At 68.5% G+C, this 26,640-nt stretch carries 21 protein-coding genes and 2 pseudogenes; 14 read left to right on the top strand and 9 right to left on the bottom strand.

Annotation, left to right across the window (positions count from 1 at the left end; all coding sequences use genetic code 11):
* Positions 1 to 89 precede the first annotated feature (89 nt).
* From P1N55_RS16710 to P1N55_RS16700, 3 genes and pseudogenes are all read right to left on the bottom strand, one after another.
* On the bottom strand, positions 90 to 1,142 hold the full coding sequence (locus P1N55_RS16710; RefSeq protein ID WP_276276627.1) for an NAD(P)-dependent alcohol dehydrogenase: 1,053 nt from the start codon (positions 1,140 to 1,142) through the stop codon (positions 90 to 92).
* A gap of 43 nt (positions 1,143 to 1,185) precedes the next feature.
* Positions 1,186 to 1,515 carry a hypothetical protein gene (locus P1N55_RS16705; protein ID WP_276276626.1) on the bottom strand — a complete coding sequence of 110 codons (330 nt, stop codon included), beginning with the start codon at positions 1,513 to 1,515 and terminating at the stop codon, positions 1,186 to 1,188.
* Positions 1,512 to 2,572: pseudogene (locus P1N55_RS16700) on the bottom strand (glycosyltransferase family 4 protein). Before P1N55_RS16700 ends, P1N55_RS16705 begins: the two are co-directional and overlap by 4 nt.
* A gap of 79 nt (positions 2,573 to 2,651) precedes the next feature.
* Here P1N55_RS16700 and P1N55_RS16695 point away from each other — a divergent pair.
* Together P1N55_RS16695 and P1N55_RS16690 are read left to right on the top strand one after the other, a co-directional pair.
* A complete protein-coding gene (locus P1N55_RS16695) occupies positions 2,652 to 4,451 on the top strand; it encodes a S9 family peptidase (protein ID WP_276276625.1) in 1,800 nt (599 codons plus the stop codon).
* Between the two features lie 168 nt (positions 4,452 to 4,619).
* Positions 4,620 to 5,111: an NUDIX hydrolase gene (locus P1N55_RS16690; RefSeq protein ID WP_276276624.1), complete on the top strand. Its 492-nt coding sequence runs from the start codon at positions 4,620 to 4,622 to the stop codon at positions 5,109 to 5,111.
* On the opposite strand, the gene P1N55_RS16685 is transcribed toward P1N55_RS16690, so the two are convergent.
* The 3 genes from P1N55_RS16685 to gltB form a co-directional block, all read right to left on the bottom strand.
* Positions 5,104 to 6,162 carry an NAD(P)-dependent glycerol-1-phosphate dehydrogenase gene (locus P1N55_RS16685; RefSeq protein WP_276276623.1) on the bottom strand — a complete coding sequence of 353 codons (1,059 nt, stop codon included), beginning with the start codon at positions 6,160 to 6,162 and terminating at the stop codon, positions 5,104 to 5,106. The genes P1N55_RS16690 and P1N55_RS16685 overlap by 8 nt on opposite strands.
* Positions 6,163 to 6,221: 59 nt before the next feature.
* Complete coding sequence (locus P1N55_RS16680; RefSeq protein WP_276276622.1) at positions 6,222 to 7,208, bottom strand: NAD-dependent epimerase/dehydratase family protein; 987 nt, start codon at positions 7,206 to 7,208, stop codon at positions 6,222 to 6,224.
* Between the two features lie 65 nt (positions 7,209 to 7,273).
* Positions 7,274 to 11,821, bottom strand: coding sequence for a glutamate synthase large subunit (gene gltB, locus P1N55_RS16675; RefSeq protein WP_276276621.1), 4,548 nt, complete (start codon positions 11,819 to 11,821; stop codon positions 7,274 to 7,276).
* A gap of 367 nt (positions 11,822 to 12,188) precedes the next feature.
* Between gltB and P1N55_RS16670 the strand changes: the two genes are divergently transcribed.
* A complete protein-coding gene (locus P1N55_RS16670; RefSeq protein WP_276276620.1) occupies positions 12,189 to 12,860 on the top strand; it encodes a helix-turn-helix domain-containing protein in 672 nt (223 codons plus the stop codon).
* A gap of 95 nt (positions 12,861 to 12,955) precedes the next feature.
* Entirely contained in the window at positions 12,956 to 13,297 is a 342-nt protein-coding gene (locus P1N55_RS16665; protein WP_276276619.1) for a HalOD1 output domain-containing protein, read from the top strand.
* Here the strand turns inward: P1N55_RS16665 and proS are convergent.
* Together proS and P1N55_RS16655 are read right to left on the bottom strand one after the other, a co-directional pair.
* Entirely contained in the window at positions 13,291 to 14,745 is a 1,455-nt protein-coding gene (gene proS / locus P1N55_RS16660; RefSeq protein WP_276276618.1) for a proline--tRNA ligase, read from the bottom strand. The genes P1N55_RS16665 and proS overlap by 7 nt on opposite strands.
* A 44-nt stretch (positions 14,746 to 14,789) precedes the next feature.
* Positions 14,790 to 15,500, bottom strand: a complete 711-nt coding sequence (locus P1N55_RS16655) for an ATP-grasp domain-containing protein (RefSeq protein WP_276276617.1) — start codon at positions 15,498 to 15,500, stop codon at positions 14,790 to 14,792.
* Positions 15,501 to 15,578: 78 nt separating this feature from the next.
* Here P1N55_RS16655 and P1N55_RS16650 point away from each other — a divergent pair, with 78 nt between their 5' ends.
* From P1N55_RS16650 to P1N55_RS16635, 4 genes are all read left to right on the top strand, one after another.
* Positions 15,579 to 15,914: a DUF7471 family protein gene (locus tag P1N55_RS16650; RefSeq protein WP_276276616.1), complete on the top strand. Its 336-nt coding sequence runs from the start codon at positions 15,579 to 15,581 to the stop codon at positions 15,912 to 15,914.
* On the top strand, positions 15,911 to 16,414 hold the full coding sequence (locus tag P1N55_RS16645; RefSeq protein ID WP_276276615.1) for a winged helix-turn-helix transcriptional regulator: 504 nt from the start codon (positions 15,911 to 15,913) through the stop codon (positions 16,412 to 16,414). Before P1N55_RS16650 ends, P1N55_RS16645 begins: the two co-directional genes overlap by 4 nt.
* A gap of 61 nt (positions 16,415 to 16,475) precedes the next feature.
* Positions 16,476 to 17,750: a DUF7405 family protein gene (locus P1N55_RS16640; RefSeq protein ID WP_276276614.1), complete on the top strand. Its 1,275-nt coding sequence runs from the start codon at positions 16,476 to 16,478 to the stop codon at positions 17,748 to 17,750.
* 82 nt (positions 17,751 to 17,832) lie between these two features.
* Positions 17,833 to 18,882 (top strand): twin-arginine translocation signal domain-containing protein, encoded by a 1,050-nt coding sequence (locus P1N55_RS16635; protein ID WP_276276613.1) that lies wholly within the window; start codon positions 17,833 to 17,835, stop codon positions 18,880 to 18,882.
* On the opposite strand, the gene P1N55_RS16630 is transcribed toward P1N55_RS16635, so the two are convergent.
* The gene (locus P1N55_RS16630) at positions 18,868 to 19,356 is read right to left on the bottom strand and encodes a hypothetical protein (RefSeq protein ID WP_276276612.1); all 489 of its coding nucleotides are present in this window, start codon (positions 19,354 to 19,356) and stop codon (positions 18,868 to 18,870) included. The two genes, P1N55_RS16635 and P1N55_RS16630, sit on opposite strands and share 15 nt — an antisense overlap.
* A gap of 264 nt (positions 19,357 to 19,620) precedes the next feature.
* On the opposite strand from P1N55_RS16630, the pseudogene P1N55_RS16625 reads away from it, so the two are divergent.
* The 6 genes and pseudogenes from P1N55_RS16625 (at position 19,621) to P1N55_RS16600 (ending at position 26,584) form a co-directional block, all read left to right on the top strand.
* A pseudogene (locus tag P1N55_RS16625) lies at positions 19,621 to 21,533 on the top strand (beta-CASP ribonuclease aCPSF1).
* A gap of 161 nt (positions 21,534 to 21,694) precedes the next feature.
* Positions 21,695 to 22,891, top strand: coding sequence for an FIST signal transduction protein (locus tag P1N55_RS16620; protein ID WP_276276611.1), 1,197 nt, complete (start codon positions 21,695 to 21,697; stop codon positions 22,889 to 22,891).
* Positions 22,888 to 24,111: a sensor histidine kinase gene (locus tag P1N55_RS16615; protein WP_276276610.1), complete on the top strand. Its 1,224-nt coding sequence runs from the start codon at positions 22,888 to 22,890 to the stop codon at positions 24,109 to 24,111. Before P1N55_RS16620 ends, P1N55_RS16615 begins: the two co-directional genes overlap by 4 nt.
* Before the next feature lie 46 nt (positions 24,112 to 24,157).
* Complete coding sequence (locus tag P1N55_RS16610; RefSeq protein ID WP_276276609.1) at positions 24,158 to 24,793, top strand: RAD55 family ATPase; 636 nt, start codon at positions 24,158 to 24,160, stop codon at positions 24,791 to 24,793.
* Positions 24,794 to 24,844: 51 nt separating this feature from the next.
* Entirely contained in the window at positions 24,845 to 25,876 is a 1,032-nt protein-coding gene (locus tag P1N55_RS16605) for an aldo/keto reductase (protein WP_276276608.1), read from the top strand.
* A 60-nt stretch (positions 25,877 to 25,936) separates the two neighbouring features.
* Complete coding sequence (locus P1N55_RS16600; protein ID WP_276276607.1) at positions 25,937 to 26,584, top strand: helix-turn-helix domain-containing protein; 648 nt, start codon at positions 25,937 to 25,939, stop codon at positions 26,582 to 26,584.
* The last annotated feature ends 56 nt before the right edge of the window (positions 26,585 to 26,640 follow it).

Raw genomic sequence — 26,640 nt, 5'->3', positions numbered from 1 at the left:
GACGTGCCACGCGAACGGACACGACGCCCCGCCTCGACGGGCAGCGCGAAGCGAGTGCCCTCGGGCCCACTCCCGCCACGATTTTGCGGTTACTCGAAGTCGATGAGCGGTTTGACGATGTTTTCCTCCTTGGTCTCCATGAGGCGGAACGCCTCGTCGGTCTCCTCGAAGGGGAACTCGTGGGAGGTCATGTGCGTCGGGTCGACGCGGCCGGTCTCCAGCAGGCGCAGGAGGCGCCGGAGACGCAGTCGGCCACCCGGACAGAGCCCCGTCGTGATCGTCTTCTCGGCCATGCCGACGCCCCACTCCTCGCGGGGGATGTTCACGTACTCGCCCTCGCCGTGGTAGCCGACGTTCGAGATGGTCCCGCCGGGTTTCGTCGCCTTCACGCACTGCTCGATCGTCTCGCTGCGCCCCAGCGCTTCGATGGCCGAATCGACCCCCTCACCGTCCGTCAGGTCCATGATCTGTTCGATCGGGTCACCTTCCTCGAAGTCGACGATGTCGTCGGCGCCGTACTCCCGGGCGAGTTCCTGTCTGTTCGGGACCGTCTCGACGGCGATGATGCGCCCGGCGCCCTGCAGCGCGGCACCCTTCGTGGCCATGAGTCCGACGGGGCCCTGCGCGAAGACCGCGACGGTCCCGCCGACCGGGATGTCGGCGTTCTCCGCGCCCATGAACCCGGTACTCATCATGTCGGTCACGTAGGCCGCCTCCTCGTCGGTCACCGACTCGGGGATGTGTGCCAGATTCGCGTCCGCCTCGTTTACGTGAACGTACTCCGCGAAGACGCCATCTTTGACGTTGGCGAACTTCCAGCCCCCCAGCGCCTGGTTCGACTGCGAGGAGTGTCCGTCCTGTGCGGCGGCCGAGCCCCAGTCGGGCGTGATCGCGCCGACGACCACTCTGTCTCCCGGTTCGAAGTCCTCGACGGCCGCGCCGACCGTGTCGACGATGCCGACGACCTCGTGTCCGAGCGTGAGGTTCTCGCGTTCGCCGATCGCGCCGTGGACCGTGTGTACGTCGGACGTACAGACGAGGCCCTTCGTCGGGCGAAGAATCGCGTCTGTCGGTCCCGCTTCCGGTCGTTCCTTCTCCGCGAATCCGACTTCACCGAGCTGTGTCATGACGAAGGCTTGCATCGAGATACCACCGGTGAAGTGTAGATTAGATAATAATATAAACCTACGCCCCGGACTCGCCCAGCGCCCGGCGGCGCTCCTCGAGGTACGCGACGACGCCGAAGACGTTGACCACGGGAACCGCCGCCGCGTGGACCCACGTCAGGTCCGGGTCGTCCGGGCGCCGGCGGACGTCCAGGTAGACGCCGACCGGGATGAGAAGTTCCACGAGGACGAACGCGAACGCGGCGAGGCGCAGCGAGAACGGGTACGTCGCAGCGAACGTCGTTCGCCCGGTGAGACTCAGGCCCAGCAAGACCAGGAGCAAAGACAGGCCCACGAGTTCGGGGACGACGAGCGCGAGCACCACCCGCCTGTCCTCGCCGTCCGTCATCGGAAAAACCCGTATTCCTCGATAAGGCGGTCGAACAGCGCCTCGTACTCGTCGCGCACCGCGTCGTGGTCGAAGTCGGCCCACGACTCCTCTACGTGCTTGCGCTCGAAGTCGGCCGACGCGACGATGCGGTCGGCGATCTCCTGGGGTTGGTGACCCGGAAGGCCCGGTCGCGCTGTTCGATGAGCTCGTGGGCGCTGGACTCGGCCTGGTACTCGACGATGCCCAGACAGCCACAGGCCATCGCCCACAGCAGTTCGGTGGCGAAGTACTCCCGGAAGGCCGTCTGAACGAAGACGTGGGCGCCCTTGTAGATGGAGACCCGCCGCTCGCGGTCGCAGGCCCCGACGAACTCGACCCGGTCGTCGATGCGCAGGTCCGCTGCCTCCTGCTCGTAGGTCTCGCGCTCGGGACCGTCCCCGATGATCGTGGCCGACCAGTCCTTCTGTCGGAGTTCGGCCAGGCCGAGAAAGAGCGCGTTGACGTTCGCGCTTTCGTCTAACGGGTGGGCGTAGACGACGTCTACCTCCTCGGCGGGGTCGGCCTCGCGCACGAGGTCCATGTCGATGCTCTCGGGCAGGACGGAGGTCTGTTCGTCGGGTGCGCCCCGCTCGCGGAGGGTCGTCCGGACCAGTTCTGAGGGCGTGACGAGACGGTCCGGCGTCCGCAGCGCCGCCCGAGTCGTCCGTCCCGCTGGCACGGACTCGTCGCCGAACCAGTCGACGACCAGCGGCGCGCGGGCCAGTGACCCCCCGGCACTGGCGGCCAGCACGACGGCGGGTGGCTCCGGTATCGCGTAGACGACGTCGGGGCGAAACCGGGCCAGCAGGACCGGGAGGCGCGTACAGAACGAGGGGACCGTCGGCGAGACGGTGACCGCCCGGTAGGTCACCGACTCGGGGGCAAACTGGCTGCCGTGGCCGTCCCACCACTGCGAGCAGAACACCGAGACGTCGTGGCCCGCCGCCGCGAGGTGGGACGCGACCCGTTCGACCCGCTCGCGGCCGGCCGTCTCCCGGTAGTGACTCGTCTCCATGGCGACGACCGCGACACGCATACTGGCGGGGACGACACCGGCCGGCAAAGCCACCCGTTCGCCACAAACTGTTTTGGCGGTGCCCCGCCTTCGGGGTGGCGTGTACGAGTACGACCTCGAACGCTACCTGAACGTACGGAGCGCCTACGGCGCGTCTATCTCCGCCGACGGAACGCTCTCGTTCCTGCTGGACACGACCGGCGTGGGCCAGGTCTGGACTCTCGGGGAACCACGCGGGTGGCCCGAGCAGCGGACCTTCTTCGACGAACCGGTCAGTTTCGTCGACTACGCACCCCAGCGCGACGAACTCGTCTTCGGGATGGACGAGGGGGGCAACGAGCGCGCCCAGCTGTACCGCCTGGACGGCGAGAACCGCCTCACGAACCTCACCGCCCACCCCGACGCGAAACACCGCTGGGGCGGGTGGCGACACGACGGCGAGGCGTTCGCGTTCGCCTCGAACCGCCGGAACGAGGCCGTCTTCGACATCTACGTCCAGCGCCGCGACGTGACCGGCACCGACGCCGAGCTGATACACGAGGGCGACGGGTGGCTCACTGTCGGCGGGTGGTCGCCCGACGACAGCCACCTCGTCGTCAGCGAGGCCCACTCCAGTTTCGACCAGGACCTCTACGTGCTGGACGTCGAGCGTGGCGACCTGACACACCTCACCCCCCACGAGGGGACCGTCCGCTACCTCAGCGCCTCGTGGGGGCCCGACGGCGAGAGCCTCTATCTCGTCACCGACCAGGACAGCGACCTGCTGTATCTCGCCCGCCTGGACCTGGACGGGACGCTCGAACCGGTCCGCGAGGACCCACAGTGGAACATCGACGGGGTCGCGCTGGACCAGTCGACGGGGCGCATCGCCTTCTCGCGCAACGTGGACGGCTACAACGAGCTGACCGTCGGCGAGCTCGCTGGACCGACGACCGTCGACCCCTTCCCGACGCCGGACCTGCCGGGCGGCCTGGCCGGCGGCGTCGCGTGGGGGCCCGACGCCGAGCGGTTCGCGGTCAGCGTCACGGGCCGGACGGTGAACACGAACCTCTACGTGGTCGAGACGGAGACGGGCGACGCCGAGCGCTGGACGGCCGCCTCGACGGCCGGCATCCCTCGCGAGACGTTCGTCGAACCCGAGGTGATCCGCTTCGAGTCATTCGACGGCCGGGAGATCCCCGCGCTGTTCTCGCTCCCCCGGGACGCAGGCGAGGACGGCGACACGCCGGTCATCGTCGACATCCACGGCGGCCCCGAGAGCCAGCGTCGGCCCTCCTTCGCGGGGCTGACCCAGTACTTCCTCTCGCGGGGCTACGCCGTCTTCGAGCCCAACGTCCGCGGATCGACCGGCTACGGGAAGGCCTACACCCACTTAGACGACGTCGAAAAACGGATGGACGCGGTGCGGGACCTCCGGGCCGGCGTCGACTGGCTCCACGCCCACCCGGCGGTCGACGAGGACCGCGTCGTCGCGATGGGCGGGTCCTACGGCGGGTTCATGGTGCTCGCCGCGCTCACCGAGTACCCGGACCTCTGGGCGGCCGGCGTCGACGTCGTCGGCATCGCGAACTTCGTCACCTTCCTGGAGAACACGGGCGAGTGGCGCCGCGAGCTCCGCGAGGCCGAGTACGGATCGCTCGAGGACGACCGCGAGTTCCTCGAGTCCATCTCCCCGCTCAACAACGCCGACCGCATCACTGCGCCGCTGTTCGTCCTCCACGGGGCCAACGACCCCCGCGTGCCGGTCGGGGAGGCCGAGCAGATCGCCGCCGAGGTCGAGTCCCACGGCGTCCCGGTCGAGAGACTCATCTTCGAGAACGAGGGACACGGCATCAGCAAGCGCGAGAACCGCATCGAGGCCTATTCGCGCGTCGTCGAGTTCCTTGACGAACACGTCTGAACGAGCGAGGCGGACCGGGAATATATAAGGGCGTCCTGCGGGCCCCAGGGAAAACCGGACGACGGCGCCCCATCGAGTTCACCGACGGGCTGCAGTCTATCGATTCCGCCCAGTAACAGGGATGAAAATAATGAACGACTTTATACACGATCCCTTCGAGGTGGCGGTATGGTCAGCGACGGGGAGACCCGGGAGGACGTCCAGGACCGGCTGGAACGCCTGGAGCAGGTCTACGGGGCAGTCACGGTGAACCAGACCACCTACGAGGTCGACGACGAACGGTACCGGCGGGTCGCGACCGGGAGCGGACGGGAGGGGGCCGAAGTCCACGTGGTCGTCCGCAACGAGGCCGACGACGTGCTGGTCCGCGAGGGCGAGCGCGGCTGGACGGTGCCCCGCGGACAGATCGCGGGGGAGGAGACGCCCGAGGCTGCGGCCAAGCGCATCGTCCGGGAGAACGTGGGCGTCAACTGCGTCATCGAAGACATCGACAGCGCTATCATCACCGGGTACTGCAACAGCGACGACCCGTCCGCGGAGACGGTCTACCAGCTGGTCATCGTCTTCGCGGCGGACGTCGACGAACCGCCGTCCACGGAGACCGACCAGGTCCGCTGGGACGCCGAACCGTCCGTGGCCGGCGTCGAGTCGGTCAGATGACGCCCGTCACCGTCGCCGCCTCGAGCGCCGCGTCCTCACTCATCCCGTCGCCCAGGATGGTGTAGCGGTCGCGGATCTCGTGGGCGGTCGTCAGCGCCTCGATGACCGTCTCGCCGTCGATGCCGAGTCCCTCGGCAGTGGTGGGCGCACCGATGGCCGCGAGCGCGTCGCGGACGTCCCGCCAGCGACCCTGGGGCCCGGTGTGGAGGTACTCGGTCATGACGGCGCCGACGCCGACCTGGTGGCCGTGCAGCGCCGACCCCGGCGCGAGGCGGTCGAGTTGGTGAGAAAAGAGGTGCTCGGCGCCGCTCGCGGGACGGGAGGACCCCGCGATGGACATCGCCACGCCCGAGGAGACAAGCGCCTTCACGACGATCCAGGCCGACTCCTCTAACCCCTGCTTGATGGAGTCGGCGCTCTCGACGAGCATCTCGGCGGTCATCTGGGCGAGCGCGCCGGCGTACTCCGAGTAGGGGACGTTCTTCAGCCGGTGGGCCAGCTCGTAGTCCCGGACGGCAGTGAAGTTCGAGATGATGTCCGCACAGCCCGCGGTGGTGAGTCGCCACGGTGCCTTCGAGAGAATCTGGGTGTCGGCGACCACGGCCAGGGGCGGTTCGGCCGCGACGCTGTGGCGGGTGTCCCCCTCCGGGACCGACCCGCGACCGGAGACGATGCCGTCGTGGCTGGCCGCGGTCGGGACCGAGACGAATCCGAGGCCCAGGTCGTCGGCCGCCATCTTCGTGATGTCGATGGCCTTCCCGCCGCCGACGCCGAGCAGGAACCCGGCGTCGACGTCCTCGGCGTGGCTGATGACCTCCTGCACGGCGGCGAAGCTGGCCTCCTCGATGACCACCTCGGCGGGGTCGTAGCCCGCCTCGGCGAACTGCCGGACGACCCGTTCGCCGGCCACCTCGTAGGGCGTGGGCGACGAGACGACCAGCGGTTTGCCGCTGAGGTGGAGTTCCGTGACGGCGTCGATGGTCTGGTCGAGGACGCCGTGACCCACCACGACGTTGCGCGGCAGGCGAATCCAGGTGGTCTTGTCGAACATACACGCCTCTCGTCTCCCGGGGTACAAATTGGTTTGTCCTGCGGCTACCGGGCACGCACTCACTCGAGCAGTGCGTCAAGCACCGCCCGCTCGGCCTCGCGGTCGGGGCCGTACTCCCGGCCGGTCCGGCCGTTCTCGCGGTGCTCTGTGACGGTCCGCTCGAGGGCCGTCCCGTGGTCGGTCGAGGACCACCCGAGCGACAGGAGCTTCGCGACCGAGAGCAGGTGCGGCGGGTCGCGGTAGACGGGGAAGTCCTCGGGTTCCAGCCCGGCGGTCGCGAGGTCCCGCGTGCTCGCACCGACCGTCTCGACGCTCGTCTCGCAGGCATCGGCGAGCAGGTCGACCCAGCCGCCCAGCGTCGGGGCGTGCCCGTCGCCGACGTTGTAGGCCTCACCGGCGGTCCCCGACTCTGCGACGACCCGCAGCGCGCTCGCGACGTCCTCGACGTAGGCCATCTGCCAGAGGCTCAGGCCGTCGGCGGGGACGACGACGCGGTCGAACGACTCCACGCGGTCGACCCAGTAGGCGAAGCGCTCGGTGTAGTCGTGGGGCCCGTAGACGACGGTCGGCCGGACGCTCATCGCCCGGACGCCGTCGGCCGCGGCCCGGAACACCTCACGGTCCCCCTCGGCCTTCCGCGGGCCGTAGGTCGCACGACTGTCGGTCGTGGCCTGGTCGTCGTCACAGGGTTCCAGTTCGGTGTCGCCCTCCCGCTTGGGGACTCGCTCCTTCCCGTAGGCGGCGCCGCTGGAGACGTAGACGTAGGCGTCGACGTCGGCGAAGACGTCTGTCGCGACCCGCACGTCCTCGGGGAAGTACGCCACGCAGTCGACGACGACGTCGGGGTCGACTCGCTCCCGGGCGGTCTCGAGTGTCCCGCGCTCGCGACGGTCGCCCGCGACGTGGTCGACGCCCGGGTCGTCGGCGAAGGGGTTCTCGTGGCGCCCCCGGTTCAGGATGGTCACGTCGTAGTCAGCGTCCAGGAACTCCGTGACGGTGTGACGACCGATGAACCGGGTGCCGCCGATGACGAGGGCACGCTCCATACCGGCGTCTCGGACGGGAGCGACAAAACGGGTCGGGTCGCGGTGGGCCGGTCCGCGTCGACTGGTCAGTCGTCCGTCGACGCGGCGAACTCCGCCTCGGTGGCCTCGGCGACCTTCGAGGCGGCCTTGGGCGGTTCGTTGCGGACGTCATCGCGCTCGCGGTCGGCGATGACCTCGGCGTAGGCGTCGGGCATCACCTTCGTGAAGTTCTCCAGTTCGGCGTCCCAGTCCTCGAGCATGTCGGCCGCCAGCTCGGAGTCAGTGTAGGCCGCGTGGTTCTCGACGAGCCGGGTGATCATCTGGCGATCCTTGGGTTCGAGAGTGTCATCGAGCGAGGCCATGCCGTCGTTGAACCGCCCTTCGAACGTGCCGTCGGGGTCGTAGACGTAGGCGACGCCGCCGGACATCCCGGCCGCGAAGTTCTTGCCCGTCTCGCCCAGGACGACGATGGCGCCGCCGGTCATGTACTCACAGCCGTGGTCGCCGACGCCCTCGACGACGCCCTTGACGCCGGAGTTACGGACGGCGAAGCGCTCGCCGGCCATCCCGTTGACGTAGACCTCGCCCTGGGTCGCGCCGTAGAGCGCGACGTTGCCGATGACGATGTTCTCGCTGGGGTCGTACGGGGCGTCTTTGGGCGTCTTCAAGAGGAGTTTCCCGCCCGAGAGGCCCTTGCCGACGTAGTCGTTGGCGGTGCCGGTGAGGTCCATCGTCACGCCGTCGGTGAGGAACGCGCCGAAGGACTGGCCCGCCGTCCCGTGGAAGTCGACGTGGATGGTGTCGTCGGGCAGGCCGTGCTGGCCGTACTGCCGGCTGATGCGGTTCGAGAGGGTCGCGCCGACCGCGCGGTCGACGCTGGATATCTCGGCGTCGATGACGACCGGTTCCTCGTGCTCCATTGCCGGTCGGGCGGCCTCGAGCAGGTCCCAGTCGAGTTGCTCGTCGACGTCGTGGTCCTGTTCCTGTTGCTTGTAGCGGCCGTCGTTGTCGGCCGGTTCGGCGATGACCGCCGAGAGGTCCAGCTTCTTGGCCTTTGGCTGGGTGACGTCGTCGCGCTGCTGGAGGACGTCGACCCGACCGATCATGTCGGCGACCGTCTCGAAGCCGAGTTCGGCCATGATCTCGCGCAGCTCCTGGGCGACGAACGTCATGTAGTTGATGACGTGCTGGGGTTCGCCCGGGAAGCGGCTGCGGAGGTTCTCGTTCTGGGTGGCGACGCCGACCGGACAGGTGTTCTCGTGGCACTGCCGGGCCATCACACAGCCGGAGGTGACCATCGACGCGGTCCCGAAGATATAGCCCTCGGCGCCAAAGAGCGCGGCGACGGCCACGTCGCGGCCGGTCTTCATGCCGCCGTCGGTGGTGATCTTGATGCGCGAGCGCAGGCCGGTCGCGCGCAGCATCTGGTTGGCCTCGGCGACGCCGAGCTCCCAGGGGAGGCCCGCGTTCTTAATCGAGGTCTTTGGCGAGGCGCCGGTCCCGCCGTCGTGGCCCGAGATGTGGACCACGTCGGCGTTGGCCTTCGCGACGCCGGCCGCGATGGTGCCGATGCCGTCCTCGGCGACCAGCTTGACGTTGATGTCTGCCTCCGGGTTCGAGGCCTTGAGGTCGTGGATGAGCTGTTTCAGGTCCTCGATGGAGTAGATGTCGTGCAGCGGCGGCGGCGAAATGAGCCCGACGCCCGGCGTCGCGTAGCGGACGTGGGCGATCATCTCGTTGACCTTCTTGCCGGGGAGGTGGCCGCCCTCGCCAGGCTTGGAGCCCTGGGCCATCTTGATCTGGAGCTCGTCGGCCGCCGCGAGGTAGTCGGAGGTGACGCCGAAGCGGCCCGACGCCACCTGCTTGGTCGTACACTCCTTCTCGGTGCCGAAGCGCTCGGGCGGTTCTCCGCCCTCGCCGGTGTTGGCGTTGGCGCCCAGGCGGTTCATCGCGATGGCGTTGTTCTCGTGCATCTCCGGCGAGAGCGAGCCCAGCGACATCGCCGCCGTCTCGAAGCGTTCGACGATGTCCTCGACGGGCTCGACGTCCTCGATGGGGATGGACTCGCGGTCCGAGTCGAGTTCGAGCAACCCGCGAAGGGTCTGGAGCTGCTCGTTCTGGTCGTTGACCAGCTCGGCGAACTCCTTGTAGATGTCGTAGTCGCCCATGCGGACGGCCTGCTGGATCTTGCCGACCGTGTTGGGGTTCCACTGGTGGTGGATGCCGTTCGAGCGGAACTCGTACTCGCCCTGGCGGGGCATCTCGGGTTCCTCTTCGCTCCAGGCGACCTCGTGGCGCTGGAGGAGGTCCTCCTCGATATCCTCGATGCCGATGCCCTCCGTCCGGCAGGTCGTGCCCTCGAAGTACTCGGCGATGAAATCGGAGGAGAGGCCGACGGCCTCGAAGATCTGGGCGCCCTGGTAGGACTCGACGGTGGAGATGCCCATCTTGGCCATCGTCTTCAGCAGGCCGTCCTCGACGGCCGTGATGTAGGCGTCGATGGCGTCGGGCAGGTCCGCACCGTCGGGCCCGGCGACCAGGTCCTCGATGGTCTGGTAGGAGAGGTAGGGGTTGACCGCGCCGGCACCGTAGCCGATGAGCGTCGCGAAGTGGTGGACTGCACGCGGGTCCGCGGACTCGACCACGAGGCCGACGTGGTTTCGCAGGCCGTTGCGGACGAGGTGGTGGTGAATGCCCCCGACCGCGAGCAGCGACGGGATGGGCACGCGCTCGTCGCCGGCCGCGCGGTCCGAGAGCACGACGATGTCGTGTTCCGTCGCCGCCTCGTCGGCCTCCGCTCGTGCCCGTTCGACGGCCTCGCGCAGGTCGGCGCCCTTCTCGTAGGTGATGTCGACGACTGCCGTCGACATGCCGTTAGCGTCGATGTCCTTGATCGCGTCCAGCTCCTCGTCGGTGAGGATGGGCGAATCGAGCACCAGCTGTCGCGCGTGGGCCTGACTCTCGTCGAGCAGGTTGCGCTGGTGGCCCAGTCGGGACTCCAGCGAGGTCACGAGCTCCTCGCGGATGTAGTCCAGCGGCGGGTTCGTGACCTGCGCGAACAGCTGCTTGAAGTAGGTAAAGAGCGGCCGGTTGAACTGCGAGAGCACCGACAGCGGCGTGTCGTCGCCCATCGAGCCGACGGGGTCTTTCCCCTTCTCGGCCATCGGCTCCAGCAGGTGGTCCACCTCGTCGTAGGTGTAGCCGTACATCGCCTGGTAGCTGCGCAGGCGGTCGACCGAGTGCTGGGGGGTGTTGTCCTTTCGGTCGGTGATGTCGGAGATGTCGACCTGTTCCTGGGCGACCCACTCGCCGTACTTCTCGTCGGCGATGTCCTCGAAGACCTCCGCGTCGGGGATGACCCGTCCCTCCTCGGGGTCGGCGAGGAAACACTGGCCGGGCTGGAGTCGACCGCGTTCGGTGATCTCGCTGGCGTCGTGGTCCAGCGCGCCGGCCTCGGAGGACATCACGAGCGTGTTGTCCTCGAGGATGTCGTATCGGCACGGGCGCAGCCCGTTGCGGTCCAGCACGGCACCGATCCGCTCCCCGTCCGTCGCCGCGACGAGCGCGGGGCCGTCCCACGGTTCGACCAGCGAGGCGTGGTAGTCGTAGAAGTCCCGGCGGTCGCCTGTGACGTCGTTCATGTCGCCGCGCCACGCCTCGGGGATGAGCATCCGCAGCGCGTGGGGCAGGTCGCGGCCGCCCTGAAGCAGGAGTTCGAGCGCGTTGTCGACGCTCGCGGTGTCGGACTGCTCGGGGTCGTCGATGATTGGTTTGACCTTCTCCAGGTCGCTCCCGAACTGGTCGCTCGCGATGTCTGTCTCGCGGGCGCGCATCCAGTTGATGTTGCCCTGGATGGTGTTGAACTCGCCGTTGTGGATGATACGGCGGTAGGGATGGGCGAGGTGCCACGCGCCCAGCGTGTTCGTCGAGAAGCGTGCGTGGACCATCGCGAAGGACGACTGCATCCGCTCGTCGTTCAGTTCCGGATAGTACTCGGGGAGTTGCTCGGCCAGCAGCAGGCCCTTGTAGACGACGACGTCGGTGGCCAGCGAGACGACGTAGAACCGCTCGTGGCCGTCGGGCTGTGTCGCTTCGACCGTATTCTCGAGGACGCGACGGCCGACGTAGAGTCGGTTCTCGAACTCGTCGCCGGTCGCCCCGGTCGCCGACGTGACGAAACACTGGGCGACGGTGGGTTCCGAGTCAAGCGCGGTCTGTCCCAGGTCGGAGTTGTCGGTCGGAACCGTCCGCCAGGCGACGACCTCGAGGCCCTCGCCGGCGAGCTCCGTCTCGACCAGATCGCGCAGGTCCGCGGCGGCGTCCTCGTCCTGGGGCAGAAAGAGCGTGCCGACGGCGTACTCGCCCTGTTCTGGCAGGTCCGCGTCGATCTCGTCGACAAAAAAGTCGTGCGGCATCTGCAGCATGATACCGGCACCGTCACCGGTGTTCTTCTCCGCCCCCGTGGTCCCGCGGTGTTCCAAGTTCTCGAGGAGTTCGAGCCCGTCCGATACTACCCAGTGGTCGCTCTGGCCGTCGAGGTCCATTACCACCCCGACACCGCAGTTCGACCGCGTGTCCGTGGGGTCTGCAAGCCCGGCCTCGCCTGCAGACTCGCCAGTATGTCGCTCAACCATGTGAACGATTCTTACGACTACTGGTACAAGAGCGTGTCCCTCTAAGGCTAAGGGCCTGTTAATGCCACACTAGGAGATATAAGGAATATTGAGAGATATACAATGTCTATGATGATCGTTCGTGAAGAGTGGCCGCGGCGTGGAAACAGTCCGTCGTGGGAATCGTACCGGTTGCGCAGGTAACACGAAATCGCCACACGTCTGCCGGTTGTATGACCGGAGTCTGACGCCGATTTATATACCACCCTGTCCGATGCACTCACGGGGGCACGGAGAAACGTCACACGCTCCCTCCCCAAAGCTTTTCGAGCCGTTCGATACCCCCGCAGTCACAACGACTAACACAGACACGGCACAGGGACGACACATGCTCGGCGACCGAACGACCGTCGCACGGTTCAGTCTTCCAGCGAAGGCGTTCCCGCTCGGTGCGGTGTTCGAGAAGTGGCCCGACGCACGTATCGAACTCGACCGGTTCGTGCCGAGTGCCGGGTCGACGATGCCGTACTTTTGGGTCCACGACGCCGACGCGGCGTCGATCACCTCGCTGCTTGCGGAGCGACCGGAGTTCGAGTCGGTCGCGGTGGCCGACGACCTCGGCGACAGGGCGCTGTTCAGGGCCGAGTGGAGTCCCCAGTCGCTCGGACTGTTCCACTCCATCCTGGAGTCGGACGTCACGATAATCACGGGCATCGGGACGACCGACGGCTGGTCGTTCGAACTCCGGGGGAACGGGCGGGCGACGATCGCCGGGTTCATGCAACGCTGTCACGAGTACGACGTCCCCGCCTCGTTGATCCGGGTCGGCGACGTCTCCAAGGAGCCGACCAGTACCGGCGGAGCCCTGACCGAACATCAGGAAGAAGCGCTCCTGCTGGCGTTCTCCGAGGGATACTACGAGGAGCCACGACAGACGGACCTGCAGTCGCTCGCCGCGACCATTGGCATCACGCGCCAGGCGTTCTCCTCTCGCCTCAGGCGGGGCTACAAGAACTTCATCGCGGCCACGCTCGTCGAGGGTACCGAGAACAGTATATAAACAGGTTACACAGGTAAGAGCGGCGCTGAACACACCCAGCGGCGTAGAGTAGTCCGACGATGAAACGATTTACAACCGAGGGAACGACGGAAGCGTTGTACGAAGTCTCCGAGGGACAGGCACTCAGCGACGGCGTGGTCAGGGCCGTCGCCGCCGTCACTGGACTCCGTCCGGCCGTTCCGATGGACGGTGAGGTCGAGATGGACTCGATCATGGACCCGCTTGCGACCGCAGTCGACCCCGACGCACTCGATACGCTCTTCGACCCAACTGACGACGAAACGACCGCGAGCATCACGTTCAGGTATCAGAGCCACACCGTGACGGTCGACAACACCGGTACTGTCCGTGTGATACTCGAGGAGACCGACGCCGGGCCGCGGACCCGAACCCGGGTTCCCACACCCGGGGGGTGGCGCGAAACGGCCGGTCAGTAACTCTTCGCGAAGTACGCCGTCTCTTCTGCGGCCTCGCCACAGATGGCACACTCGTCGTGGACCGGCTCCTCGTCGCGGTCCAGCGGGACCATGACGATCTCGGCGGCGATGGCCTCCTTGATGGGGTCCTCGCACGCTTCGTCGCCACACCAGCCGGCCTTCACGTAGCCGCCGTGCTGGCCGATAGTGCCCAGGATCTCCTCGCGCGAGTCGGCCTCGCGGATCTCCCCTTCGAGCGTCTCTTCGGCGCTGGCGTACAGTTTGGCGTGGACCGTATCGAGGTGCTCGGCGACGGCGTCGGCGATGCCCTCGCGGTCGACCGTCGCGGTCTCGCCGTCGGGGCGGTGGACCAGCGTGGCCTCCCCGTCCTCGACCTCGTGGGGTCCGATCTCGACGCGTAGCGGAATCCCGTTGAGCTCGTGTTCGTTGTACTTGAAGCCGGGGTTGCGGTGTTCGCGGTCGTCCAGTTCGACCCGGACACCGGCCTCCTCGAGTTCCGCCGCGAGGTCGGCCGAATAGTCCAGAATCTCGTCTTTGGTGTCCTCCTGCCAGATGGGGACGACGACGACCTGCGTCTCGGCGAGTGCGGGCGGAAGCACCAGCCCCTGGTCGTCCGAGTGGGTCATGATGAGCGCGCCCATCGCCCGCCAGGAGAGACCCCAGGACGTGGTGTGGGCCGTCTTCTCGTCCTCGTCCTCGTCGACGTAGGTGAGGTCGAACGCCTCGGCGAAGGAGGTCCCAAGGTAGTGGGAGGTCGCACCCTGAACGGTCTTGCCGTCGGGCATCAGCGCCTCGACGGTCGTCGTCGTGTGCGCGCCGGGGAACTTGTCGTGCGGGGGCTTTCGCCCCTCCATGACCGGCATCGCCAGCACGTCCTCGTAGAGCCGGCGGTACTGGTCGAGGCGGGTCATCGTCTCGTCCCACGCGCCCTCCTCGTCGGCGTGGGCGGTGTGGCCCTCCTGCCAGAGGAACTCCTTGGTGCGGAAGAACGGCTTCGTCTCGGTGGCCTCCCACCGGACGACCGAACACCACTGGTTCAGGCGGAGCGGGAGGTCACGGTGCGAGCGGGTCCACTTGGCCATGAACGGGGCGATAATGGACTCGCTCGTCGGGCGGACCGCCAGTCGCTCCTCGAGTTCCTCGTGGCCGCCGTGGGTGACCCACGCCACCTCGGGGTCGAACCCCTCGACGATGTCTTTCTCCCGTTCGAGGTACGACTCCGGGATGAAAAGGGGGAAGTAGGCGTTCGTGACGCCGGTGTCCTTGAACCAGCCGTCGAGGTGGTCCTTGAGTCGTTCCCAGATGGCGTACCCGCGTGGCCGCGTGACGATGAACCCGCCCATGGGGGCATAATCCGCCAGGCCGGCCTTCTGGACGACCTCGGCGTACCACTCGCCGGGTGAATGCTCCTTGCTCTCCGTGATGCCGAGTTCCTGCTCGCCGCTCATTGTCGGAGTCGTGGCCGGTGCCGGTAATAAACTCCCCGTTCGCGTCACGCACCGATGGTCGTCAGCGACGCGACGGCGTCGGCGATGTGCTGGTCCATCCGAGTCCCGACGAACGTCGGCGCTGGGTCGACGTCCACGGCGTAGGCGTCACCGGCCTGGACGAAATCGACCGCGAGAGCCCGGGCGCCGAACCGGCTCAGGAGTTCGCGGACCCGCGTCGCCGGTCCCACCTCGACGTCGGTGCTGGCGAGCAGGTCCTCGAGCCCCGAGAGCTCCGAGCGCACGGTCACAGCCCGGACGTGTGTCTCCCGGCCGTCGTCGACCGCGTAGTACCGGTGGGTGACTGGATCGGCGTCGAGCCGCCGCTGGTAGAATGTCTCGGCACCGGCGTCCCACCGGTAGCACCCTCGCTCGAGGAACGCGTCGGGGCGTGCCGGCGGGTCCGTCCGCACCTCGGGGACCGGACAGCCGACGGCCGCCAGCGCCTCGAGCGCGACCAAGCGCGAGGCCAGAGCCGTCGTCGGGACGAACCCGTTCCAGGTCTCGACGCCCACCCGGTCCGCGTACCGCAGTACCTCGAACGCCGCCCGGCCGAGGGTCGCCCCGACCAGCGCGTCGAGGGCGTCGACGTCCTCGCGTGCCACCGGGTCCGTGGGGTCCAGGAACCGGATCTCGAACCCGCGCGCCGAGAGGCGCTCGGCGACGGGCCAGAACGTTGGGTGGGCCGGTCCACAGAGGAACCCGATGCGGTCCATACCCCGGCGTCGCAGGGCGAGGTGAAAAAAGTCCGCCAGAACCGAACGAGTGAGGTGCATCGAGCCCCGAATGCCGGTATGGTTCGGCCCCTCCCCCTGGACGTCCAGGCCGGCGGCCTGCAGCCGGACGTCGCCTTCGTCCTCGCGGTGTCGGCCGTGGCGACGGGGGTGCTCTGTGCGCTGGGCGTGGCGGCCTATCGCCGTCGCCGGTCGCGAGCGTACCTGCTCGTCGTCCTCGCCCTCGCGGCCCTCGTGGCCCGGCCGCTCGTCGGCGCCCTCTCGGTGACGCCGCTGGTCTCGCCGGAGACGCACCACCTGCTCGAACACGCTATCGACGCCGTCGTCGTGGTGCTGGTCCTCGGCGCCGTCTACTACGCCCGCACCGTCGAGCGGCGACTGGAGGACGACGCATGAGCGAGACGCGCGACCGGATCGACCGGCACATCGAGGCCAACCCGGGCGTTCACTTCCGGGAGCTGACCCGCGCGCTTGACCTCGCGACCGGCCAGGTCCAGTACCACCTCAAGCGCCTCGAGTCAGTCACCGAACAGCGGTGCAACGGCCGCATCCACTACTACCCGGCGGGATACGGGCCGTGGGAGCGGCGGACGCTGGCGTACCTCAGACGGGAGACGGCACGGGACGTCGTCGTGCTGTTGCTCGCGGCGGAGCAGGCGTCGCCGGCCGCGATCACCGAGGAGCTGGGCGTCGCCCGGAGCACACTCGAACACCACCTCGACGGCCTCGTCTCGGCCGGCGTCGTCGCGAAGCGACGGACGGGGAACCGGGTCACTCTGTCGCTCCGTCGGCCCGCGGCGACGGCCGGCCTGCTCCGGACCGTCGAACCCACGTTCGCCAAACGCCTCACCGACCGCTTCGAGCGCCTGTTCGACCAGCTCCTCGAGGGGGCGTGAGGCGACCGGTTTCGAGCGGCGTACCACAACCATCATGCGACCGTAGGGCCTAGCGGTGGTGATGACCGGACGCGGAATCTCCCGTCGCGAGTTCGCGAAGAGCGCCGTCGCCATCGGCGGGGCCGCCGCGCTCGCCGCCTGTCTGGACCGCGGCGGCGGGTCGATACCGGCGGGGACCGACGACCCGTCGAGCCTGCCCGAGCGCCAGCACGCCTGGGACGCCGCGCTGGCCACCGACGACGCCGGCAACCCCCGGCTGGCGCGCCACCACGTGTTGCTCCTGCTGGAGTACGCCGGCGAGGGGACGCCCACCGACGCGGACCGGACGCAGGTCGAGGACGCGCTGACGTCGCTCGAACGCGCCTACGAGTGGAGCAGCGAGGGCCTGCTCTTTACGCTGGCGTACGGCCCGACGTACTTCAAGCGGTTCGAGGCCGGCGCGCCCGCAGGCGTGGACCTGCCGGCCCCCGAGGCGCTGGCGCCCTTCGAGGACCCCGAGCCGGACACGCCCGACGCCCTGTTGCATCTCGCGAGCGACGACGAGCGTGCCGTGCTCGCGGCCGAGGAGGCGCTGCGAGGCGAGACCGACACCGCGAACGGCCACGAGATGGCGGCGGCGTTCGACGGCGTCTTCGAGACGACGGCCCGCCGGACCGGGTTCGTCGGGGCCGGCCTGCCCGCCCAGAACCAGGACGTCGACGGCATCCCGGACTCCGAACCCGTCTCCGAGGACGCCCCCCTGTTCATGGGTTTCAAATCGGGGTTCAAGGGCAACCAGGCCACCGAGGACCGCGTGACCATCGAGGAGGGCCCGTTCGCCAGCGGGTCCACCGAGCACCTCTCATTTATCCGCCTGCAGCTCCAGCAGTGGTACGAACAGGACTCCCGGGACCAGCGCGTCTCGAAGATGTTCTGCCCGGCCCACGCCGCCGAGGGGAGAGTCGAGGGCGTCGGGGAGAACCTGGGGACGGACAGCGCCATCGACGAGTGCCCCGAGGACGTCGTCGAGAGCAGTCGCCGCGAGGGGGTCGTCGGTCACTCGCAGAAACTCGCCCGGGCACGCGACGGCGAGGACAGCCCGCGTATCCTCCGCCGGGACTTCGACTCGACGGACGGCGGCGAGGCGGGCCTGCATTTCCTCTCCTTGCAGGGCGCCATCGCCGACTTCGTCGAGACCAGAGCGGCGATGAACGGCACCGACGTCGCCGACAACTCCGCCGTGGGCCAGCGGGTCAACAACGGCATCCTCCAGTACATGCGCGTCGAGCGGCGGGGCAACTACCTGCTGCCGCCCCGGTCGCTGCGTGCCCTGCCGCCGGCCGACCCGTCGCAGTAACTCGCAGCCGGCCGGACCCGCATCGGTCGTTTTCGCCCCGCGTACCAGAACCGTCTTTCACGAGAGGCCGGTAGGGACGTACATGAACAGACGACAGTTCCTCGCCGGTGCCGGCGCCACCGGGGCGTCGCTGCTGGCGGGGTGTGGGTCGCTGCGCTCGCAGTCGGCGCGCGCGCCACCGCTCGTCGACGACCGCCCCGACGCCACGTACCGCCCCACCCACAGGGAGGGGATGGGCATGGTCGGGATGGGCCAGGCCGGCGACTACATGGTCGGCCTGACCTACTCGTTCCCCCACCGGTTCTGGACGGTGACCGGGACCGACGCCGAGCGCGTGGACATCCGCGAGGAAGACAGCCTCCACCTGATGGCGAGCGTCTGGGACCCCGAGAGCGGGACGGTCCTGCCCGTCTCAGCCGGCGTCTCGATATCGGTCGAACGCGACGGCGAGACGGTCGCCGACAAGCAGCCCTGGCCGATGGTCTCTCAGAACATGGGCTTTCACTACGGCGACAACTACGCCCTCGACGGCGAGGGACTCTACCAGGTCACCGTGCGCGTCGAGGGGATGACCGAACGCCGCCTCGGCGCCTTCCAGGGGCGATTCGGCGAGGCCGGCGAGGCCACCGTGGAGTTCGACTTCGCCGACGCCGCGCTCGAGGGACTCGCCTACGAGGAGTTCCCCGAGACGCAGGGCGAGCGGGCCGCGCTCGACCTGATGCAGATGGAGATGATACCGACCTCGCAGGTCCCCGCTCCCGGGTCGCTGCCCGGCACGGTGCTCGGGACCGCGAGCGGGAGCGACGCGGAGTACGTCGCCGTCTGGCTCCGTGACGCCCCCTTCCTCGGCGACGGCGAGTCATACCTCGCCGTGTCGGTCCGCACGCCGTACAACCGGGTGCCGCTGCCGATGATGTCGCTCGACGGCACCGTCGAGGCCGACGGCGAGACGGTCTTCGAGGACGCCCTGCGGGCGGCGCTCCACCCGGCGGTCGGCTCCCACTACGGCGCTGTGGTGCCGACGACGGCGGCCGACCCCTCGGTGACCGTCGACGTGGTGGCCCCGCCGCAGGTCTCCAGACACGAGGGGTACGAGACGGCCTTCCTCGGGACGCCGTCACTCACCTTCTAGGGCGAACGGGCTCGGCGTCTCCTGCCAGGGCCAGCCGGGGAGCCGCGTCTGGATCCCCGCGGCCAGGGCCGCGTCCAGGTCGTCCGCCCCGGCGGGGTCGTCGCTGTCACCGTGGGTCCGGACGTCCGCGACGTGGAACGTCGCCTCCGCGAGGAGGCGGAGCGGCTGGTCGCCGGCCACCACGGCGGCGAGTTCCCGGCCCAGCAGCTCGTCGACGACGAACCCCGGATAGTCGCCCTCGACGTCCAGGTCACGGAGCAGCCTGGAGAGGGCGGCGACGTTGACGGCCCGGTCGCCGTCCGCGAACACCGTCGCCACGGCCTCGTCGTACTGCGTGTCCGTGACGGCGGCGACGTCGACGTCGAACTGCTCGCCGAGGTGCTCGCGGGTGTCGTTGATGAGCGGAACCACGACCGACCGCCGGTCGCGAATCCACGCGTACTCCTCGCGGACGACGGTGGGGGTGACGCGCATGGGGATGCCGTCGCGTGGCGGGAGCATACGCCTTGTGCCGGAATTGGGGGTTCCGTCCACGGTCGAACACGACCCGGTAGTGCGAAGCCTTTTATATTGTGAGGGGAATACCTCGGGTAGAGGCCGATTTTCCGGGCGGAGTTCCGTTCCGGAGAGATATACAAACTGTATGACACCCGTAGACAGCGTTCATCCCGCAGGTGCCGGGCCGACCGCCAGCGAGCACGGGGCCCGCCTGTCGGCGACACCGACCCGTTCTAACTCATGAGTACGGTAGACAAGCAGCTCGAAGGCGTGAAGGCAACGATAGACGACGTCGTCCCGCGACGGATCTCCATCTCGGACGTGACCTACGAGGGACCGGAGCTGGTCATCTACACGCGAGACCCGGCGGAGTTCGCGGCCGACACCGAACTCGTCCGGCAGCTCGCGTCCACGCTCCGCAAGCGAATCACGGTCCGTCCGGACCCGAGCGTCCTCACGCGCCCCGGGGACGCAGAGAGAGTCATCCGGGACGTCGTCCCCGACGACGCCGGCGTGACCGACATCGAGTTCGACCGCGAGACCGGCGAAGTCCGTATCGAGGCCCGGGACCCGGGCGCCGTCATCGGCCGCGGCGGCGAGACCCGCCGCGAGATCACCGCGGCGGTCGGCTGGACGCCCGAGGTCGTCCGCAGCGCCCCAATCGAGTCCTCGACGGTCGACAACGTCCGCAGCTTCCTCGGCCAGGAGCGCGAGGAGCGCCGGACCATCTTAGAGCGCGTCGGGCGACAGATCCACCGCGAACCGATGTCCGACGACGAGTGGGTCCGCATCACCTCGCTCGGGTGCTGTCGCGAGGTGGGGCGTGCCGCGTTCGTCATCTCGACGCCCAACACGCGAATCCTGGTCGACTGCGGCGAGAAACCCGGCGCCAACGGCGAGACGCCGTACCTCGACGTGCCCGAGGCGCTCGGGTCCGGGGCGTCGACCATCGACGCCGTCGTCCTGACCCACGCCCACCTCGACCACGCCGCGCTGGTCCCGCTGCTGTACGAACGGGGCTACGACGGCCCCATCTACTGTACCGAACCCACACGCGACCTGCTGGGCCTGCTGACGCTGGACTACATCGACAGCGCGAACGCCGACGGCCGGACGCCGCCCTACGACTCCGAGATGGTCCGCGAGGCGATCAAACACACCATCACGCTGGAGTACGGCGACGTCACCGACATCGCGCCGGACGTCAAGCTCACCCTGCACAACGCCGGCCACGTCCTGGGCAGTTCCGTCGTCCACTTCCACGTCGGCGAGGGCCTGTACAACGTCGCCTTCTCCGGGGACATCCACTACAGCGATACCCGCCTGCTCGACGGGGCGGTCAACCAGTTCCCCCGCGTCGAGACGCTGGTCCTCGAGTCGACCTACGGCGGCCGCAACGACTACCAGACCGACCAGAACGACTCCGAACGAAAGCTCAAACAGGTCGTCCGCGACACCGCCGACCGCGGCGGGACGGTCCTGGTGCCGACGGAGGCCGTCGGCCGGGCACAGGAGGTCATGCTGGTCCTCGCCGAGGCCATGCGCGAGGGGGAGATTCCCGACCTGCCCATCTACCTCGACGGGATGGTCTGGGAGGCGACGGCCGTCCACACGACCTACCCCGAGTTCCTCCGGGACGACATGGCGGACCGCATCTTCGACGCCGACGAGAACCCCTTCCTTTCCGACCAGTTCCACGCCTTCGACGGCGACGACGCGGAACGGGAGTCGATCGCCGGGGGTGACCCGGCGATCGTCTCGCCCCGTCCGGGATGCTCACCCGGGGCCCGGTCCGATCGTGGCTCGAACACGTCGGCCCCGATCCCGACTCGGCGCTCACCTTCCTCGATTACCAGGCGAAGGGGACGCCGGGCCGGCGCATCCAGAACGGGCAGCGAGAGGCTCCGGCGCGCAACGGCAGCCGCGAGACGGTCGACCTGTCGCTGCGCGTCGAGACCCTCGACGGCTTCTCGGGCCACGCCGACCGGCAGGGCCTCGAGAACTTCGTCAACACGATGAGCCCGCGCCCGGAGAAGGTCCTCTGTGTCCACGGCGACGAGTCCGCGACCCAGGACCTCTCCTCGGGGCTGTACCACGAGCACAACCTGCGGACCTTCGCCCCGGAGAACCTAGAGACGTTCCGCTTCCGGTGACCTGACACCGCCGTCTCACTTCCGAGACCGCCGGATCAAGCGCTGACGTGTCGCTGTGGGGGCTGTCCACGGTGTATCAATTCCGATAATCCGACACTAGTTTTAATTACGGCTCACCTCCGAGGTATCGACACGCTTCGGGTCCAGCCCAGTGGAACACGATGGAGACTCAGTTCGGTTCCGGAATCGCGGTCGACGCACACGGGCGGAGCGCCGGCCGAACCGCAGCCGCCGACGCCGCCGCCGAACTCGACGCCGACCGGGCCGACTTCTGCCAGGTGTTTGCCTCCGCCACCTACGACTACGGAGCGGTTCTGGACGGCGTCGACGAGGTCCTCGACGACGAGACGACGGTCGTCGGCTGTTCGTCGTCGGGGGAGTTCACCGACCAGCGAACCGCCTCGGGGAGCGTGGCGGTGGCGCTCGTCGCGAGCGATACGATGGCCTTCTTCGCAGACTACGGCACCGGCCTGCGCGAGGACGTCACCGGGTGCGTTCGCGAGGCGACGCGCTCGCTCCCGAACGAGGTCGACGGCTACCCCTACAGGGCAGCCATCGTGCTACACGACGGGCTGGTAGGCGTCGGCGAACAGGTCGCGATGGTCACCCAGCGACGGCTCGGCCAACAGGTGAGCCTCGCCGGGGCGTCGGCCGGCGACGACATGCGGATGGAGCAGACGGAGGTGTTCTGTGACGGGACAGTGGTCACCGACGGCGTGGTCGTCGCCCTCGTCGCCTCGGCGGAACCGACGGCGATCACGGTCGACCACGGCCACACCCCCATCTCGGACCCGCTGACGGTGACTGACGCGGATGGCAGCGTCGTCAGGGAACTGGACGGCCGACCCGCCTTCGAGGTGTGGCGCGACGCGATACGCGACCACGCCGCCGACGAGTTCGACGTCGACGTCGACGCGCTGGAACCGGGGACCGAGCTGACCGAGCTGCTTACCCGCTACGAGTTCGGCATCGACCAGGGCCGGGCCTACAAGATCCGGTGGCCGGGGCTGACCACCGACACCGAGGGCCCGCTGGAGTTCGCCGTCGACGTGCCAGAGGGGACCGTCCTCCGGGTCATGGAGAGCCCCGACGAGGCCCAGGTCGAGGCCGTCAGGTCGGCCGCCCGGGAGGCGCGAGCGGAGCTCGGCGATGCCGACGTCGCCGGTGGGTTCGTCTACGACTGTGTCTGCCGGTCGGTCATCCTCGGCGACGCGTTCGACACCGCCGTCGACGCCATCCGGGACGAACTCGCGGCCCCGTTCACCGGCTTCGAGACGTACGGCGAGCTCTGCATGGAGCGGGGACAGACGAGTGGCTACCACAACACGACCGCTGTCGTCCTGTTACTCCCACGATGAGCACGCCGACCGACGTCGACGACATCGTGGCGTCGTTCAGCCAGAGCGTCGGCGTCGAGAAGGCCCGGGAGATGGTCGCGGAGGCGGCGGCCACCGTCGGGGCCGACGGCCCCGCGTTCACCGATCAGGAGGTCGTCGACGTCTGTGAGGTCATCACCGAGGAGTACGGCGGCTACGTCTCGATCATCGCTCGCGACATCCTCGTCGAAAAGCAGGCCGAGAAGCGGTTCTACACGCTCTTAGAGAGTATCCCGGATCCGGCGGTTGTCGTGACCTACGACGAGACGACACCGGTGGTCAGGAACGTCAACTCCGCGTTCGAGTCGGTGTTTGGCTACGACCGCGACCGGGTGCTCGAGACGTCGCTCAACGAGTTCATCGTCCCGGACGACGACCGCGAGCGCGCGACCGAGATGGACGAGCGACTCGACGCCGGCCGGGAGGTCGAGCGCGAGGTCCAGCGCGTGACCGCCGACGGCGAGCGGCGCGATTTCCTGCTCCGCGGCGTGACGCTGACTACCGACCGGGGCACCATCGAGTGCTACGCCATCTACACGGACATCACCGAGCGCAAGGAGCGCGAGCGGGAGCTGGAGGCGCGAAACGAACGGCTCGACCAGTTCGCAAGCGTCGTCAGCCACGACCTGCGGAACCCGCTGAACGTGGCCGCCGGCCACCTCGAGCTCGCGAGAGAGACCGGCGAGGACACGCACTTCGAGGCGGTGGCCGACGCCCACGAACAGATGGAGGCGCTCATCGACCGGTTGCTGGACCTCGCCCGGAAGGGCCGGACCGTCGGCGAGTACCAGCACTGTGACCTCGAACCCATCGTCAACCGGGCCTGGTGGGCCGTCGAGACCGACGCGGCGACGCTGTCCGGCGCGTCCGAGTTAGGCGTCGTGGAGGGCGACCCCGACCGGCTCGGCGACCTCTTCGAGAACCTCTTCCGGAACGCCGTCGACCACGGGGGTGACGGGGTAGCGGTCAGCGTCGGGATGCTGGACGAGGGGTTCTACGTGGCCGACGACGGCCCGGGCATCCCGCCCGAGGACCGCGAGGCCGTCCGGGAGTACGGCCACACGACGGCGTCGGGGGGCACCGGCCTCGGTCTCGCCATCGTCGACAGCATCGTCGGCGCCCACGGCTGGTCGCTCGACATCGACGCGAGCGAAGCGGGCGGGGCCCGCATCGAGGTCCGAGACGTCGACAGAGTGGCGTGACCCGGAGCGACGGCAGACTTTTCGTCTCGTCCGACATGGGGAACCTATGCGTCTCTCGACCGGTATCGACACTATCGACCGGACACTGGGTGGTGGCCTCCAGCCCGGGAGCGTCGTCGCGTTGCTGGCCCCGCCGGAGGCCCAGTCGCTCCCGCTCCTCTGTGCACACGTCGGCCTGCGTCCGACACACTACGTCACGACGCTGCGGACGCCCGACAGCGTCCGGCGCCAGCTCGACCAACAGGACCTCGACCCGAAGCTCCGGCGGATCGAGCACGTCGACCTGGACGACGCGCTCGCGACTATCGAGGCGGGCCTGGAAGATCTCGAGGACGGCGACGACCTGGTCGTCGACGTGATGGACCCGCTCGAGCGGACGGCCGAGATGGCGGCGTACCTGGACCTGCTCACCGCGCTCTCGCGCCGACTGACCGAGACGGGCGGCGTCGGAATGCTCCACTGCCTCGAGTCGGGGCGCGAGGCCGACTCCCCCAACCGCGAACTCACGCTGTCGATGGCCGACCACGTCTGGCGCCTCGAATCCCGGCGCGACGGGCGCCGCTCGCTGTCGTACTACCTCGAGATCCCGAAGGCCACGGGCATCGCGCTGCGCGACGACCAGCGCGTCCAGGAGCTCGAGGTCGGGTCGTCGGTCCACGTCGACCGGACCCGGGACGACTGACCGACAGCATCGGACCATAGGATTTTGACCCGCCCCCGCCTGCCCGCAGCTATGGAGTACACACGACTCGGCACCACGGGCACCCGCGTCTCCCAGCTGTGTTTCGGCACCTGGCGCTTCGGCCGCGAGACGGGCGGCGTCGTCGAGACCGACCGCGAGGAGGCCCACGAACTGCTCGATGCGGCGTGGGAGCACGGTATCAACTTCATCGACACGGCCAACGTCTACGGCACGCCCAACGGCCGCAGCGAGTCGTTCATCGGCGAGTGGCTCGAGGACTACGACCGGGACGACTTCGTCATCGCCTCGAAGGTGTACTTCCCCTTCGACGGCAGGGGCGAACCGGGCCCGAACGACCGGGGGCTGGGCCGCAAGCACATCCGCGCGCAAATCGAGGGGACCTTAGAGCGCCTGGGCACCGACTACCTGGACCTCTACTACATCCACCGCTGGGACGAGGAGAGCGACGTCGTCGAGACGCTGCGGACGCTGACCGACCTGGTGCGCGAGGGGCGGGTCCACTACCTGGGCGCGTCGACGATGGCCGCCTGGCAGCTGACCAAGGCGCTCTGGAAGAGCGAGGTCGAGGGTCTCGAGCGCTTCGAGGTCACCCAGCCGCTGTTCCACGCCGGTTACCGCGACGACGTCAAAGACTACCTCGACGTCTGTGCCGACCAGGACCTGGCAGTCTGTCCCTACTCGCCGCTGGCCGGGGGCTTCCTCACCGGGAAGTACGAGCGGGCCGACCCCGACGACCCCAAAGCATTCGAGGGGCCGGAAGGCTCCCGAGGCGACATCTACGACTCCTTCGAGGAGTACTACCTCTCCGAACGCGGCTGGCACGTCCTCGAAGAGATACAGACCGTCGCGGACGAGCTCGACGCGACGCCGGCCCAGGTGGCGCTGCGCTGGCTCGTCGAACAGCCGGACGTGACCTGCGTACCCATCGTGGGTGCGCGGACCACGGACCAGCTCGCGGAGAACGTCGGGGCCGTCGACGTCTCGCTGTCCGACGACCAGTTCAACCGCATCGTCAGCGCCCGGTACGCCGACGACGGGCAGCGCTGGGGCCACCGGCGCTGAGCGTCCGTCGCGGCCATACTGTCACCGTACTTATACCCTTCGGGCGAGAATGGAGAGGCAATGGCGACGCTCGCGGAGTTTACCATCGATCAGGGCGCGTTCCCCTTCGACGCCGTCTTCGAGTCGTTCCCGGACGCGACCATCGAGATAGAGCGACTGATTCCGACGGGAGACGCGATCTTGCCCTACATCTGGGTCAGGGGACCGAACGGCGAGCAGGCCCGCGAGAGCCTCTCGGAGGCGGCCACCCTGGCGGACGTCGAGGTCATCGACCAGGTCGGCGACCGCTCGCTGCTCCGGTGTGAGTACGTCACCACCTACGAGGGCGTGCTGGGGGCGATAGTGGAGACGGACGTCTCGCTGCTCTCGGCAAACGGGACGACAAAGGACTGGACGATCCAGGTCCGCGCCATCGAGCCGGGTGCCATCTCCCAGTTCGACGGGGCGTGCCGTGACCGGGGCATCGAGCTCACGCTGACGGAACTGCACGACCTCTCGGCAGGGCGGGAGTCCGAGCCGCCGGAACTGACCGCCCCACAGCGGGAGGCGCTGATGCTGGCCTACGAGCTGGGGTACTTCGACGAACCGCGGACGGCCACCCTAGAGGACGTCGCGGCCGAACTTGGGATCTCGCGACAGGCCGTCTCGAGTCGCCTGCGGCGGGGCCACCGGACGCTCGTCAGCGAGATGTCGTCCAAAAACGGATGACGTCACTGAGCCCATATATAAACACATTACATAGTCAACCGGCTATTCCATTCTCG

The sequence above is a fragment of the Haloarcula regularis genome, from assembly GCF_029338315.1.
GTDB classification, from domain to species: domain Archaea; phylum Halobacteriota; class Halobacteria; order Halobacteriales; family Haloarculaceae; genus Haloarcula; species Haloarcula regularis.
The sequence above is the reverse complement of the archived record's forward strand: the minus strand, read 5'-3'. Positions and strand labels throughout refer to the sequence as shown.